The organism is Alicyclobacillus sendaiensis NBRC 100866, from assembly GCF_001552675.1.
GTDB classification, from domain to species: Bacteria; Bacillota; Bacilli; order Alicyclobacillales; family Alicyclobacillaceae; genus Alicyclobacillus; species Alicyclobacillus sendaiensis.
In genome coordinates, this window is the sequence record NZ_BCRQ01000007.1 from 51,107 (window position 1) to 66,216 (window position 15,110).

Sequence of the window (15,110 nt, forward strand, 5' to 3'; positions counted from 1 at the left end):
GACCTCCAGCGCGGCGCGGCTGCGGACGAACTGGAACTGATCCGCCTGTTTTCGCCCGTTGGATGCGCTGCCGGCATCGGACAGGCGGCACTCCTTCCACGGCGTGCCGCGGAGGCTCGCGCGCAGGACCTCGATGGACGCGGGCAGCGAGGAGCGGCCGAGTTGCGGATCCGACGCGTAGTCGACGTGGTGCGGACCGCCGAGTTGCGAAGCCAGTGGTCCGAGACGTACGTCTTCATGTCGAAATAGGGCGGCGAGGTGATGACGTACCGAAAGCGCATCGCAAAATCCTCCGGAGCGAGCGCGCGGCTGTCCGCCAGCCGAATGTGGCCAGGCACCTTGGCCGGGAGTTCGGCCAGGAGATACCGGGCGCGCCGCTCAATCACGTCGGGCACATCCACGTACACGGGCTCAAGCCCCTTCCGCCGCCAGAACCGGACCGCGGCGTCCGGCTTCGTGGCGTACGTCCGCGGCATTTGGTTGGACAAATACGGCGGCAGCCCTTTGTTGCGCGGCCCGTGCAGCACGCCGAGCACCAGGGCGCGCAAAAGAACATCCTCCTCCGCCTCGGCGCCCGCGAGCATGGCTCGACACCTGTTGACGACACCCTCGGCGGTGGCCGAGACGAGCTTCGCCTGGGCAATGGCCGCCGCAATGGGGTTGACGTCCACTCCGACCGTCGGGAACCCCAAAACCCGCGCCGCGTAGTTCGTCGTGCCTCGCCCGCAAAACGGATCGAGCACCCAGCCCGGCCGCGCGCCCCGGAGCACCTGGAGCGGGAAGGAGAGCGGAAACATCGTGTAATACGGGCTGATGGCGTTGAGCCGCGCCCACGATGAGACGTCCGCGGTTGCGCGAGTTGGTCCAAGTCGGGAAGCAAACCCGCGTCCGTCGGCTGAGGCAGAGACTTCATGTCCTTTCACGTTCTCGCTTTCCTGTTTCGCCATGCGTAGATTCCTTTCCCTTTTCGACATTTCTCCTCCAATTCCTCTTCTCCCTCTCCCGCTTCGACATCTGGCCTTACGTTTCCCTTGCGCGATCTCGTCGGTACGATGCGCGGTGGCCAGGCGATGCCGCCGAGTTGACTGCGCCGCGCTGGCTTCGTAACATGGCACCGAGGACATGCATAGGAGGACGGGTATGGCGAAACAGGACAAGCAGTTTGTCAAGGAGATCACCCCTCAATCCGAAGACTTTTCCCGCTGGTACATCGACGTGCTCCAGAAGGCGGAGTGGATGGACTACGCGCCGGTGCGCGGGTGCATCGTCATCCGGCCGGACGCGTATGAGATCTGGGAGCGCTGCCAGCGCGAGTTGGATCGGGAGTTCAAGCGGACGGGCCACCGCAACGCGTACTTCCCGCTCTTCATCCCCGAAAGCTTCTTTGAAAAGGAAAAGGAGCACGTGGAAGGCTTCAACCCTGAGCTGCCCTGGGTGACCGAGGCGGGCGGCGACATTCTCGAGGAGCGGCTCGCGGTCCGGCCGACGTCCGAGACGATGTTTGGCCACATGTACGCGCAGTGGATTCAGTCGTACCGAGATCTGCCGCTCCTTTTGAACCAGTGGGCCAACGTCGTCCGCTGGGAAAAGCGCACGCTCCCGTTCCTCCGGACGAGCGAGTTTCTGTGGCAGGAGGGTCACACCGCACACGCCACGGAGGAAGAGGCGCGCGAGGAGACCATGCGCATGCTCGGCATCTACGCCGACTTCGTCGAGTCGTTCCTCGCGATTCCGGTCATCCGCGGCCAGAAGACGCCGAGCGAGAAGTTCGCGGGCGCGGTGGAGACCTACACCATCGAGTCCCTCATGAAGGACGGCCGAGCGCTGCAGACCGCCACGAGCCATTACCTCGGCCAAAACTTCGCCAAGAGCTTCGAGATTCAGTACCTGGACAGGGACAATCAGCTGAAGTACGTCTACACCACGTCGTGGGGCATGTCCACGCGCATCCTCGGCGCCATCGTCATGGTGCATGGGGACGATCGCGGCCTGGTCCTGCCGCCGAAACTCGCGCCGACCCAGGTCGTCATCGTGCCGATTGGACCGGCCAAAGCGCGTGAGGCCGTGGTCGCGAAGGCGCGGGATCTGTTCGAGGCGCTCCAGCGCGCCGGCGTCCGCGTCCACATGGACGATCGCGACGACGTGAGCCCCGGCTGGAAGTTCAACGAGTACGAGCTGCGCGGCGTGCCCATCCGCATCGAAATCGGTCCGCGGGACCTTGAGGCGTCTCAGGCCATGTTCGCCCGCCGCGACACCGGCGAAAAGTTCGCCGTCCCGCTCGATGGCGCGGTGGAGCGCGTGCAGGCGCTGTTGTCCGACATCCAGCGCGACATGTTCGACGCGGCCAAGCGCCGCCTCGAAGAAAACTCGCACGTGGCCGAGTCGCTCCAACAGTTGGTGGACCTCATCCAGACGAAGCGCGGCTTCGTACTCGCGGGCTGGTGCGGGGACGAGGCGTGCGAGCGCGCGGTGAAGGACGCCTGCACGGCCACCAGCCGCTGCATCCCGTTCCATCCGCCGGCCCACCCCGAGACCTGCGTCACGTGTGGCAAGCCCGCCAAGCACGCGGTTTGGTTTGCGAAGTCGTATTGAACAAAAAAGAGCTGCCGATGCGGCAGCTCTTTTTTGCTTGTGCGCTTATTGCAGGCGATCCCGCGCGTGCGCCTCGTCGCGGATCTCCTCGCGAAACCCATCGATGGCCCGGCGCCTGCGCTCGTTTTTCGCCACCAGGTTGCGCACGTCCTTCGGGTTCATCTCGTCGGCGTGCGCGGCGAGGAAATCCTCCGCCTCGTGCAGGTTTTCCATCGTGTTGTGGATGGCCTCCTGCAGGCGCTCCACGTTGTCCGCGCGGTTGTCCGGATTCGGCATGCGCCATCCCTCCCTCGCAGATTCACACTCGCTAATCTGCTCGGCGAGGGCTCGCCCCATGAGCGAAAGCTGTTGGAAAACGGCCCGCGCTCGCCGCGCTTGGGCCGATTCCCCCGCGCGCCGCGGGCGACCGGCCAAGCGCGCGGACCGCACCCTCACTTCGGCTCCTTGCGGTCCTTTGACGCGCGCTCTTCAAACGCGGCGTATCCCGCCATCGCGCCCATCAGCATACAGATGAAGCCGATGACGTAGCCGATGAGCCAAAGCGCGGAGTGCGTCTTGTAAAACGCCGTGCTCGTCACCACGATGAGCGCGCCGAGCACGCCGATGGCGTACAGGTACCTGCGGGCCTTGGCGTCCGGCCGATTGGGCATGACATCGCGCCCCTTTCATTGAACCTCCGCGAGCCAAGGATAATAAATCACGTCGCCGTTCTCAAACTGCGCTGCGAGCCGCTCCTCGTGCAGCCAATGAGGGTCATACCGGGCGCCGTCGCGCCGGGCGTCGGCGAGGACCTGAGCCCGCGTGCGAAAGGCGCAGTCGCCCGATTCTGGATGCCAGGTCATCTGCCACCACTGGCCATCGTGTTCGAACCAGGCGATCTGCCACGCGTCATTCCGCCAGTAATAGGACGTGACGATATCCGTGGCCGGGTGCGCGAGCAAAAGCTCGTACGCCCGCGCGCGGGCGCTTGCCGGATCGCGCAGGATGAAATCGATCCACGCGTGCCGCTCGGCAGGGTCGAGCGAGGGCTTGAAGTGGCGAAACGCCTGCAACAGCGCGTACCGCACCCCCGCGAGCTGAATGGATGCCTCCTCCGCCTCGCGCAGGCGGCGCAGCCAGGTGTGGAGGTCTTCCATCGACGCTCCCTCGCGCACGGGCAGATCCATCGCTCGCTCGGCGAGGCACAGGCGCACGTCCCGGTAGAGACTCATGCACCCCTTGGCCAACAGTTCATGGGCGACATCCACGGGCACGCCATCTCCCCCCATCCGCTACGGCGCATCGAAGACCACGACGTCGCGCCCAAACCATGGGTTTTGCAGGGCATCCGGCGCCTCCTCCAGCGACACGCGCCGCCCCACCACGACGTCCGGCTGCACGCGCCCCTCCGCCGCCATGGCGAGAAGCGCCTCCACGTCCTCGCGCCGCGAGCCGAAACTGCCGACGAGCGCCGCGCCCTTCCTCGCGAGCTTCGCCATCGACACGCCGATCTCGTCCACAGGCATCGCCACCGTCACCACCTTGCCGCCCGGCCGCAGCACCTCAAGCGCGAAGCGGATGCCCTCCGCAAAGCCGGAGGTGTCGAGCACCACGCCCACGCCGCCTTTGGCCATGCGCCGCAGCCTGCGCGCCGCGTCCCTTCCGTCCCCCGCGAGCGTCACAAATTCGTCGGCGCCCGACACGAGCGCGAGCGCGCCCGCGTCCTCGCGCCGGCTCAACACCGCCACCTGGGGCACGCCGAGCGCCTTCGCAATTTGCACGGCCGCGAGCCCAAGCCCGCCCGTGCCGATGACGAGCACCGCCTCCTCCTCGACCGCGCCGGCCGACACGAGCGCCCGATACGGCGTCGCGTAGGCGTCCACCAGGATGGCGGCCTCGGCCGCATCCAGCCCCTCTGGGCGGCGAATCGCGTTTTGTGCCGGCACCGCGACGTACTCCGCGTCGCCGCCCGGCCGCGTGAAGCCGATGACCCCTTGGCGCGGGCACAGGTGTTCTTCTCCGCGCGCGCACGCCGCGCACTCGCCGCACGGCACAAACGGGTGCACCACCACCGGGTCGCCCACGGCCAAGCCCGAAGCACCTTCGCCGAGCGCCGCCACGCGGCCCGCGATCTCGTGGCCCAGGACGACCGGGTACGACGTGCCAAACGGCGCCCCCTCGCACCGGATGAGCTGGCGGTCGCTCCCGCAGATGCCGCACGCCTCGACGCGAATCAGCACCTCACCCGGCCCCGGCGCGGGCTCGGGCACATCCGCCACGCGCAGCCCGCCCTCCGGGTCAAACACCAGCGCGCGCATGTCACTCCGCCCTCTTCTGTGCGCGATCGCGCCTGCGCGCCTCGGCCAAGAGCGCCTCGGCGATGGTCATCTTCTGCATCTCGAGCGTGCCCTCCTCGAACCAGAGCGAGCGCGCGTCCCGGTACAGCCGCTCCACCGGGCTTGTCACCGCGTAGCCGATGCCGCCGTAGAGCGAGAGCGCGCCGTCCGTCACCTCGCCCACCATGCGGATGGCGTTCGCCTTCGCGATGGCGGCTTCCAGCGAGATGTCGCGGCCCTGATCGTACTTGTACGCCGCGTCGAGGCAGAGGAGCCTGGCCGCCTGAATCGCAATCTGCATCTCCGCGAGCCGCATCTGCACCGCCTGCCGGCTCGCGAGCGCCTTGCCGAACGTCGTGCGGCGCCGGACGTGATCGAGCGCGCGGTCGAGTGCCTCCTGCGCGAGCCCCACGGCGCTCTGCGCGATGCACGCGCGACTCTGATCCAAAAAGCCGCGCACGGCCACGCCAAACCCCTCGCCAATCTCGCCGAGCACCTCGTCCTCGCCGACTTCGCAGTTGTCAAACTCAATCACGGCGTGCGAGCAGCCCTTGTCGCCCATCATGTGTGGCATGGGCGTGAGCTTCATGCCCTTGCGCCCCTGCGGCACGAGGAAGGCCGTCAGCCCCGTGCGGCCTGCGCCGCCCTCCATCTTCGCGATGACGGCGATCACGGCCGCCTCCTCGGCGAACGTGATGAGGTGCTTGCGCCCGTTCAGCACGAACTTGCCGTTCTGGTACGTCGCGATGGTGCGCAGGTCGATGCCCGTGCCGTTGTCCGGCTCCGTGAGGGCAAACGCGACGAGCGCGCCCTCGTTCACCAGCTTCTTCAGCCAGTACTCCTGCTGCTCGCGCGTGCCCTGGCCGACCGTCCGCCAGATGCTGTTGTACGCGTGCACCATCATGCGGATGGTGCCGTGCATGTGCGCGACCTCTTCGAGGATGGGGAAATAGAGCCCGAGCGGGAGCCCCTCGCCGCCGACCCACGTGGGCTGCGTCAGTTTGTGAAAGCCGAGCTCGCGGATGCGCGCCCAGAGGGCGTCGGGGATGCGCTCATCGCGCTCAATTTGCGCGCCCCACTCGGCACCCTCCTCCTCGCGGAACTGAATCACCCGGTTGCGGATCTCGTTCGCGCGCGCGACGAGATCGGCGTCGTACGAAGGAAATGACGGCGCGATGGCGTCTCGCGCCGACGGGTTCAAGATGTCCATGGAAGCTCCTCCCTAAGCGCGGTCCGTTCTCACGAAAACCGTGGGGCACCCGCGCCAAGCCCGGGCGCCCCACCCTTCACGCGTTCACGCCTTGGCCCTCGGCCTCGAGCCGGAACCGCTCGCGCAGATCCTTCTTCTTGATCTTCCCGGAGTGCGTCTGCGGGAACTCCGTCATGAACTCGAGCCGGTCGGGGAACTGGAACTTCGCAAGCCCCTGTTCGGCCAGGAAGTCGCGCAGCTCGCGCAGCGTGAACGGCTTTGCGCCCTCCTTCAGGATGACGCAGGCCACCGTTTGCTGGCCGAGCGTCGGGTCCGGCGCACCGACCACCGCCACGTTCTGCACGGCCTCGTGCTTCGAGATGGCGTCCTCCACGGTCTTCGGATCGATCTTCGTCCCGCCGCGGTTGATGATGTCGTCCGCCCGCGCGATGAAGATATAGCGGCCGTTTTCGTCCTGGCGCAGGATGTCGCCGGAGTGGAACCAGCCGTCCTCGTCCCACTGGCGGCGCGCCGCCTCGGGATTGTGATAATAGCCCGCGCTGAAGTTAGGTCCACGCGCCCACATCTCGCCCGGCTCGCCCGGCTTGACGTCGTTGCCGTCCTCGTCGACCAGGCGGACCTCCGTGCCCGGGATGACGAAGCCGACGGTGGACGAGAGCGCCTCGAGCGGATCGTCCAGCCGGGTGGCGGTGGCGAGGAAGCCCTCGGTCCAGCCGAACATGCAGCCCACCTTGATGCCGCTGTCGCGCTGCAGCTGCTCGAGCACCGCCTTCGGCACCGGCGCGCCGGCGTAAATGAACAGCTTGACGCTCGAGGTGTCGGCCTGCTTGAGGTTCGGCGCGTTGGCCACGTGGATGACGTGCGGCGGCGCGCCGACGAGGTACGCCGGCTTGTACTTCTCAATCCACGCGATGACGCGGCTCGCGGAGAACCGGTCGAGGAGCATGATCCGGCCGCCGCTCGCCACGGTCATCATGACGCCGGCGAGCATGCCCGTCTGGTGGCAGATGGGCGCGAGGCACAGCACGGCGTCCTCCGGCTGATACCCGAAGTTCTTCGCATAGGCGCGCGCGGCCCACAGGTAGTTGGCGTGCAGGTGCACGACGCCCTTCGGCGAACCGGTGGTGCCGGAGGTGAAGACCATCAGGAAAGCGTCGAGCGCCTCGGGCTTGTTGGCTGCAAGCTCCGCCTCGCCGAGCGTGTCCCCCGCCTCGCGCAGGCTGGCGAAGGTCGTCGCGCCTTCGGGCGCGCGCTCCGGATCGCCCTGCACCACGATGTGCGTGAGATCGGGCAGCTCCGGTTTCAGGCTCTGCGCCATGTCGTAGAGCGACTCGCCGCGGAAGTAGTCGGCGATGATCCACACCTTGGCGCGCGAGGTGCGCATGCTCGAGACGATGGCCTGGCGGCCGAGATCGATCTGCAGCGACACGCCGATAGCGCCGATGCGCGCGCAGGCGAACACGGCGACGACATAGTCGAGCACGTTCGGCAGCTGCAGGGCCACGGTGTCCCCTTTGCGCACGCCCATCCGGTAGAGATGCGCGGCCACGGACTCGATTTCGCGCCACAGCTTCTCGTAGGTCGCCTCGCGCGTCTCGTCGCGGTGGACGAAGTGCGGATACTTCTTCACGTCCTCGTAGAAGACGTCGACAAACGACTCGTTCGTCCAGTACCCCTTTTCGAAATACAGCTTGGCACGCTCTTCGCTGAGCGTCCTTCCGGGAAAGTCAAACATCGACACGCCTCCACTTCGGGGAGATTGGCCGCCTCGCCCCCGAGGCGGCGCCATCAGGCGGACAGGCGGCGCTCGATGTAATCGACGACGCCCGCCACGGTGGACAACTGGCCGAAGTCGGCCTCGGGGATCTCGATGTCGAACTCGTCCTCAAACGCGACGGCAAGCTCGGTCAGATCCAGGGAGTCCGCGCCGAGATCGTCCACAAACAGGCTGTCGGGTTTGACCTCGGACTCGCTCACCTGCAGTTGATTGGCGACCACCTTGCGCACGCGCGCCTCAATATCCTCTCGATTCAGCGTTGCCATGTCACATCTCCTTTGCTCGTGGGTTTAGAAGCTCTCAAATCCGCCGGTCAAGAGCGTCAATCCGCCGTCCACCCAGATGACCTGGCCGGTGACGAAACGGCTGAGATCGCTCGCGAGAAACACGGCCACGTCCGCCACCTCTTCCGGAGACGCGAGCCGGCCGAGCGGGGTGTGCGCCTCCACGTCGCGCCGGTAGGCGTCGTAGTGATCCGCCCCGTAGAAGCGGGCCGATTCCGTGTCGACGACGCCGGGGTTGATGGCGTTCACGGTGATGTTCTTCGGCGCGGCCTCGCGGGCGAGATAGCGCGTGAGCGCCTCGAGCGCCGCCTTGGCCGTGCCGAGGGTGGCGTAGTTCGGCAGCGTGAAGGTCGATCCCATGCTCGACATGGTGATGATCCGGCCGCCGCCGCGCCGCTCCATCATGGGGATGACGCGCTGCGCGGCGAAGACGGTACTGTGGATGACCACGCGGTACGTCTTGTCGAGGTGGTAATCCTTCAGTTGCTCGATGGGCTTGAACGCCGACGCGGCGGCGTTCGCGACGAAGATGTCGAGATCGCCAAACTCGCGCTCAATCTGGTCGAACGCCTGGTTGAGCTCGTCCTGGCTCTCGAGCTCCGCCTTCACGACCATCGCGCGCCGACCCAGCTCGCGGATGGCCTGCGCGGTGGCCTCGGCCTCCTCCGGCTGGCGGCGGTAGTGCACCACCACGTCCGCGCCGTGCTTCGCCATCTGGATGGCGATGGCGCGGCCGATGCCGCGGCTGGATCCGGTGACGAATGCCCGCTTGTCCTTGAGTAACAACAGCGTCGCCTCCTGGCTCATTCAATCTCGTAGGCGGCCATCCAGGCCTCGCGGATGGCCCGCGCCGCGTTGATGTCCTGGCTGTCCCTCGCGCCGCCGACGATGTGGACCCGCACGTGCGGCGGGAGCTTCTCGGCCCAGGACGTATCCTGAGACAACTGGCCGGTGCAGAGCACCACCTGGTCCGCCGGAACCATTTCCTCCCGCCCGTCCCGCTCGATGCGCACGCCCTCCGGCGTGATCTCGCGCATGGCCACGTTCGGCACGACGTTCACGCCGAGCCGCTGCATCTCCTGGCGCACCACCCAGCGCGTGCTGCGGCCGATGCCGCGGCCGATGCGGTCGCTCCGCGCGAGCATGGTGATGGTGCGCTCGATGGGCTTGGGCGCGGGGAGCCCCTGCTCCTCGAAGAACACCTCCGCGTCCGGCGTCATGCGCCGCCGCGCGCCGAGAAACACCGCCACGTCACAGCCGATGCCGCCCGCGCCGAGGATGACGACGTTTCGCCCCGGCTGCACGCGGCCCATGAGCAGATCCTGATAGGAGACCACGTGCGGCAGATCCTCGCCCGGAAGGCCTGGCGCCTTGGGCTTCACGCCCACCGCGACGATCACGTCGTCGAATTCGGCGAGCTCATCCGGCCCAGGCTCTGTCTGCATTGTAACAGTCACGCCGAGGCGTTCAAGCATGACCTCGTAGTACCGGATGGTCTCGAGGAACTCGTCCTTGCCCGGAATGCGCGAGGCGAGGCGAAATTGCCCGCCGAGTTCCTTGTCCCGCTCGAAGAGCGTGACTTCGTGCCCGCGCTCCGCCGCCGCGCGCGCCGCCTCGAGCCCCGCCGGCCCCCCGCCGACCACGGCCACGCGCCGCTTGCGGGCCGCCTTCGCGCGCGGCTTGAGCGCCTCGTAGCCGGCGCGCGGGTTGACGAGGCAGCTCACGACGCGATAGGGCTTGACGAGCGTGTGATCCAGGCACGACTGGTTGCAGGCGATGCACACGTTCAAGCCGTCGCGATCGCCCTCGAGGATCTTGTTGGCAAACTCCGGGTCGGCGAGCCAGGGCCTCGCGGGCGCGATGAAGTCGAGGAAGCCGTCCGCCACGAGCTCGTTGGCCACCTCGGGTACGTTCAGGCGGTTGGCGGCGAGCACGGGCACCGAGACGTGCTGGCGCACCATTCCGGCCACGCCGGCAAAGCCACCGCGCGGCACCACCTGCTGCACGGTGGGAACGGCGGCCTCGTGCCAGCCGATGCCGACGTTGAGCGCGTCCACGCCCGCCTTCTCGAGCGCCTGCGCGAACTGGAGCGTCTCCTCCATCGTCGTGGAGCCCGGCATGCAGTCGAGCCCAGACATGCGGAAGATGATGGGATACTCCGGCCCCACCGCGCGCCGCACGGCCTCCACCACCTCGATGGGCAGCCGCATGCGGCGCGCGAAGTCGCCGCCGTACTCGTCGTTGCGGTGGTTGGTGAGGGGCGACAAGAACTGGTTGAGCAGATAGCCTTCCGACCCCATAATCTCGATGGCGTCAAAGCCAATCTCCTTGGCGGTGCGTGCGGCATTCGCATAGCCCTCGATGGTGCGGAGGATGTCCTCGAGCGTCATCTCGCGCGGCACCTCGCGCGTCAGCCGCGACGCGAGCGGGCTTGGCGCCACCGCCTGTTGGCCAATCTCCTCCGAAAACGCATACCTGCCCGCGTGATAAAGCTGAAGGGCGATCCGCCCACCCACCTCGTGCACGGCCTTGGGCAGCTCGGCGAGGCGTTCCACGTGGCGCGGATTCGTGAGCACAAACATCTGGCCGCCGCCTTCCGGCAGCACGCATGCCCCGCCCGTGATGATGAGCGCTGCGCCGCCGCGGGCGCGCTCGCGGTAGAATTCACAGAGCCGCACCATCATCTCGTCGTCGTCGTGCTCCAGGCCCATGTGCATCGAGCCCATCAGGATGCGGTGCGGAAGCTCGAGCGAACCAATCTTCCCCGGCTGGGCCAACGCCTCGTAGCGCCGTTTCATCCATCTCTCTGCCATGCTGTCACCTCGTCATCCCGGCCGCGCTCGTCCGCGCGGCGCGCATGTTTTCGTACCTGGTCTTATAAGCTGATATTAACACCTGGTATTGAATCCGTCGACCGAGCGGTGGTAGAATGCTTATCACCAGGTACGAATTTTGTACGGAAAGGGGAAGCGCCCGTGAGCGCTCCTTTGTTCTTGGAACAGTTTGAATCGACGCTTCGGACCCAGCCGGACCAACTCGCCGTGATTGACCTCAGCGGCGATGCGCCGGTCACGCTCACCTATGCCGAACTCGATGCACTGGCGACGCGCATCGCCGCGCGCCTCGTGCAGCTTGGCGTCGAGCCCGGCGAGGCCGTGGCCTATCAATTGCCGAGCGGTTGGCCGTTTGTGGCCATCACGCTCGCCATCTGGAAGGCGGGCGCCACGCCCTGCCCGATTTTGCCGCAGCTCCGCGAGCGCGAAGTGGCCTTCATCCTGCAGTCCTCGGAAAGCCGCGTGTACATTGCGCCGGACGAGTTCCGCCGCTTCGACTACCGGCCGCTCGTGGACCTCGTTCGGCGCGAGGTGCCGCGCGTCGAGCACACCGTCCTCGTGCCGAGCTCGCCGTACACCCCGCAAGCGACGGATCTCGGCGGCCTCATCGCGAGCGAGGCCGAGGCAAAAGCCCGCGCGGCAGAACTCGAGGCAAGGCGGCCCGGCCCTGACAGCCACTCGCAGCTGCTCTACACGTCCGGCACCACCGGCGAACCCAAGGGCGTGCTGCACACGCATCGGACGCTCTCGGAGGCGCTCCTCATCCACACGCGGACGCTCGGGCTCACGGCGAAGGACCGGATCTGGGTCCCTTCCCCGACCGCTCACCAGACAGGATTTCTCTACGGAATGCTCGTTTCCTTCTATATCGGGGCGCCGGGGATCTATCACGCCATTTGGGACGTGGAGAAGGCGCGCGCGGCCATCGAGGCGTGGGGCGCGACGTTCGTCCAGGCCGCGATGCCGTTCTTGTCGGACATCACCCGCGCTGACAAGCCGCCGAAGGGCCTGCGGCTCTTCATTGCGACGGGCGCGGCCATCCCGCGCCAACTCGCGCAGGAGGCGCGGGAGAAGCTCCAGTGCGCCGTGGTGGGGGCCTGGGGATCCACCGAGTCCTGCCTCGTCACCGTCGGCCGCCCCTCGGATCCGCCGGAGAAGCTCTGGGGCACGGACGGGCGCGTGCTCGACGGCATGCAGATTCGCGTGGTGGACGACGAAGGCCGCGAGCTCCCGCCCGGCACCGAAGGCAACTTCCAGGTGAAAACCCCCGCCATGTTCGTCACCTATCTTCACCACCCCGAGTGGTACGAGGCGGCCATGACGGAAGACGGGTTCTTTGATACGGGCGATCTCGCCGTGATCGACCAGGACGGCTATCTGCGCATCACCGGGCGCAAGAAGGACGTGGTAAACCGGGGCGGCGAGAAGATCCCGGTGGTGGAGATTGAGGACCTGCTGTATCAGCATCCGGCCATCGCGGACGCGGCCGTCGTCGCAATGCCGGACGAGCGGCTCGGCGAGCGCGCCTGCGCGTACGTGGTGCTCAAGCCTGGGGCCAAGCGGCTGGAACTGTGTGACATCACGGACTTCCTCGGCGAGCAGGGCATGGCAAAGATCTATTGGCCGGAGCGGCTCGAAATCATCGACGAGATGCCGCGGACGGCGAGCGGCAAGATCCAGAAGTACGTGCTGCGCCAGGACATCCAGCAAAAGCTCGAGCGCGAGCGCGCGGGCGCGGCGGAAGCGAGGGAGCGCGCGTGAAGACGTTCCTCGAGTGGCAAGAGGATGTGAACCGGTATCTCGCGGGCCCGGCCCGGTCGTGGTCCGAGGCCATCGAGCGGACGGGCAAGGTGCCGGAAGCACTGTGGCGCGAGCTTCGCGACGCCGGCTACCTGCGGCTCGCCGCGCCGCGCGATCTCGGCGGCTTTGGGCTCAGCTTCACGGATTACCTGGATCTTCTTCGCCGCTTCGCGCACACGCACGGCTCCATCCGGGTCATCGTGCACGTGGCGAACAGCCTGTGGCGATCACTTGCGCACAAGGCGACGCCGGAGCAGGTGGAGCGGTTTGTGAAGCCGTTTGTCGCCGGCGACATCCGCGTCACGTTTACCCTCACCGAGCCGAACTCCGGCTCAGGGGCGGACATCAAGACCACCGCCCGGCGCGAGGGCGACGAGTACGTGCTGAACGGCGAGAAGTGGATGATCATCTTCAGCGACGTGGCGGACTACTTCTTGCTCTTCTGCCGACTGGAGGGGACGTCGGGCGGCGAGGGGACGCTCGCGCTCCTCGTCCCGCGCGATGCGCCGGGACTTGACATCGAGCTGATGCCGCCCGCCATGGGCGTTGCGGGCACGCAGCACGGGCACCTGCGGCTTCGCGAATGCCGCGTGCCGGTGGACCATCGCCTCGGCGAGGAAGGCGACGGATTGGAAGTGGCGTTCCGCGGCTTCTTAGATCCGTCTCGCACCGCCATCGGCATGACGTGCGTCGGCGCGGCGGAGCGCGCGCTGGAGCTCGCGGCCCATCACGCCCTGCACCGCGTCACCTTCGGCCAGCCGCTCGCCAAGCGCCAGGTCATCCAGATGTGGCTGGCGGAGATGGCGACCGACATTGAAGCCGCGCGCCACCTCGTCCTTCACGCAGCCCGGCGGTTTGACGAAGGGCAGCGCATCACCGTCGAGGCGGCCATGGCGAAGATGTTCGCGACGGAGATGCTGCAGCGCGTGACGGACAAGGCGCTCCAGATCCACGGCGGGCCGGGGTATTTCAAGTCGAGCGAGATCGAGCGGATCTATCGAGACGCCCGGATGCAGCGGTTTGAGGAAGGAACCTCGGAGATTCAGAAGATGGTCATTGCGCGCGACGTGATCGACAAGGCCAAGCGGGCCTCGGAAGGGAGCGACGAGCGATGATGGTGATACGCCACGGGAAGGTGGATGTGAAGCAGGAGATGGAGAAGGCGGGCCTCGGGGCGTGGGTGCGCAACCTGTACCCGGCTGGCCCCGGCGTGAGCGTGCTCGCGGCGAAGGAAGCCGGCCTCGCCGAGCGCGTGGCGCGGCTGCCCGGCGTCACGGAGGTGCGCGAGGTGGCTCGCCCGTACGCCCTCGCGAGCCGCGAGTACAAGCCCGAGGACACCGTCGTTGAAGTGCGTGGCCACCGCATTGGCGCGGGCACCGTCACCATCATGGCCGGCCCGTGCTCGGTGGAATCGCGGGAGAACATCCTCGACGTGGCGAAAGCCGTAAAGCGCCTCGGCGGCCATGTGCTGCGCGGCGGCGCCTTCAAGCCGCGATCGAGCCCCTATTCGTTCCAGGGCCACGGCGAGGAGGGCCTGAAAATGATGGCCGCGGCGCGCGACGCGACCGGCCTCCCCATCGTCTCCGAGGTCATGGAGCCTGGCCTCGTCGATCTCGTCGGCGAATACGTCGACATCCTGCAGATTGGCGCGCGCAACATGCAGAACTACCCGCTCTTGCGCGAGGCCGGCCGATCCGGCAAGCCCGTTCTTCTCAAGCGCGGCCTTTCGGCGACGATTGAGGAGTGGCTCATGGCGGCCGAGTACATCCTCGCGCAGGGCAACCCGAACGTGATCTTGTGCGAGCGCGGCATCCGCACGTACGAGACGGCCACGCGCAACACGCTCGACCTGAACGCCATCCCGGTGGTCAAGTCGCTCACGCACCTGCCCGTGCTGGTCGATCCGTCCCACGGGGTCGGCAAGCGCGCATTCGTGCGGCCCATGGCCCGCGCCGGCGTAGCGGCCGGAGCGGACGGCGTCATCGTGGAGATTCACCCGGTGCCGGATCAGGCGATGTCGGACGCGGCGCAGACCATCGACTACGAGGAATTTGGCCGGATGGTGCAAGAGGTGAACAGGGTGGCAGAGGCGCTGGCGAGACCGAGCGAAGGCGCGGTGGCGCGGGAGATGGTGGGGGTGTGAGGGGCCCCCTTCACTCCCCCGCCTGCGCGGTGGTCATTGCCCCCATCGCGGATTCAACCGCGCCGGTCCCCTGCGTGGACACGGAACGCGGCGAACTGTTCACGAGGAACTGAATGGTGCCGAAGTTGTCCAGCGAGAAGCCGTTGACCGCGGGC

At 67.2% G+C, this 15,110-nt stretch carries 13 protein-coding genes; 4 read left to right on the top strand and 9 right to left on the bottom strand.

Annotated elements, in window-relative coordinates:
- Positions 1-1,140: 1,140 nt before the first annotated feature.
- Entirely contained in the window at positions 1,141-2,592 is a 1,452-nt protein-coding gene (gene proS / locus AS26_RS02675) for a proline--tRNA ligase (RefSeq protein WP_062305907.1), read from the top strand.
- 45 nt (positions 2,593-2,637) lie between these two features.
- Here proS and tlp read toward each other — a convergent pair whose 3' ends face one another.
- The 9 genes from tlp to AS26_RS02720 form a co-directional block, all read right to left on the bottom strand.
- Positions 2,638-2,868, bottom strand: a complete 231-nt coding sequence (tlp, locus tag AS26_RS02680) for a small acid-soluble spore protein Tlp (RefSeq protein ID WP_062305938.1) — start codon at positions 2,866-2,868, stop codon at positions 2,638-2,640.
- A 155-nt stretch (positions 2,869-3,023) separates the two neighbouring features.
- Positions 3,024-3,242 carry a hypothetical protein gene (locus tag AS26_RS02685; RefSeq protein WP_062305910.1) on the bottom strand — a complete coding sequence of 73 codons (219 nt, stop codon included), beginning with the start codon at positions 3,240-3,242 and terminating at the stop codon, positions 3,024-3,026.
- Between the two features lie 15 nt (positions 3,243-3,257).
- The gene (locus AS26_RS02690; RefSeq protein ID WP_062305912.1) at positions 3,258-3,845 is read right to left on the bottom strand and encodes a hypothetical protein; all 588 of its coding nucleotides are present in this window, start codon (positions 3,843-3,845) and stop codon (positions 3,258-3,260) included.
- A gap of 18 nt (positions 3,846-3,863) precedes the next feature.
- The gene (locus tag AS26_RS02695) at positions 3,864-4,889 is read right to left on the bottom strand and encodes an alcohol dehydrogenase catalytic domain-containing protein (RefSeq protein WP_062305914.1); all 1,026 of its coding nucleotides are present in this window, start codon (positions 4,887-4,889) and stop codon (positions 3,864-3,866) included.
- Position 4,890: 1 nt separating this feature from the next.
- Entirely contained in the window at positions 4,891-6,117 is a 1,227-nt protein-coding gene (locus AS26_RS02700) for an acyl-CoA dehydrogenase family protein (protein WP_062305916.1), read from the bottom strand.
- 76 nt (positions 6,118-6,193) lie between these two features.
- Positions 6,194-7,852: a class I adenylate-forming enzyme family protein gene (locus tag AS26_RS02705; RefSeq protein ID WP_062305917.1), complete on the bottom strand. Its 1,659-nt coding sequence runs from the start codon at positions 7,850-7,852 to the stop codon at positions 6,194-6,196.
- A 53-nt stretch (positions 7,853-7,905) separates the two neighbouring features.
- Complete coding sequence (acpP, locus tag AS26_RS02710) at positions 7,906-8,160, bottom strand: acyl carrier protein (RefSeq protein ID WP_062305919.1); 255 nt, start codon at positions 8,158-8,160, stop codon at positions 7,906-7,908.
- Positions 8,161-8,184: 24 nt separating this feature from the next.
- Positions 8,185-8,964: an SDR family NAD(P)-dependent oxidoreductase gene (locus AS26_RS02715; RefSeq protein WP_062305939.1), complete on the bottom strand. Its 780-nt coding sequence runs from the start codon at positions 8,962-8,964 to the stop codon at positions 8,185-8,187.
- A gap of 17 nt (positions 8,965-8,981) precedes the next feature.
- Complete coding sequence (locus tag AS26_RS02720) at positions 8,982-10,991, bottom strand: NADPH-dependent 2,4-dienoyl-CoA reductase (RefSeq protein WP_062305920.1); 2,010 nt, start codon at positions 10,989-10,991, stop codon at positions 8,982-8,984.
- 162 nt (positions 10,992-11,153) lie between these two features.
- On the opposite strand from AS26_RS02720, the gene AS26_RS02725 reads away from it, so the two are divergent.
- Genes AS26_RS02725 through aroF form a run of 3 tightly spaced genes read left to right on the top strand, consistent with a single transcriptional unit; the run spans position 11,154 to position 14,955 of the window.
- Positions 11,154-12,773 (top strand): AMP-binding protein, encoded by a 1,620-nt coding sequence (locus AS26_RS02725; protein ID WP_062305922.1) that lies wholly within the window; start codon positions 11,154-11,156, stop codon positions 12,771-12,773.
- Positions 12,770-13,927 (top strand): acyl-CoA dehydrogenase family protein, encoded by a 1,158-nt coding sequence (locus AS26_RS02730; protein ID WP_062305925.1) that lies wholly within the window; start codon positions 12,770-12,772, stop codon positions 13,925-13,927. The genes AS26_RS02725 and AS26_RS02730 overlap by 4 nt, the downstream gene beginning before the upstream one ends.
- Positions 13,924-14,955 carry a 3-deoxy-7-phosphoheptulonate synthase gene (gene aroF / locus AS26_RS02735; RefSeq protein ID WP_062305926.1) on the top strand — a complete coding sequence of 344 codons (1,032 nt, stop codon included), beginning with the start codon at positions 13,924-13,926 and terminating at the stop codon, positions 14,953-14,955. Before AS26_RS02730 ends, aroF begins: the two co-directional genes overlap by 4 nt.
- Positions 14,956-15,110: the final 155 nt, after the last annotated feature.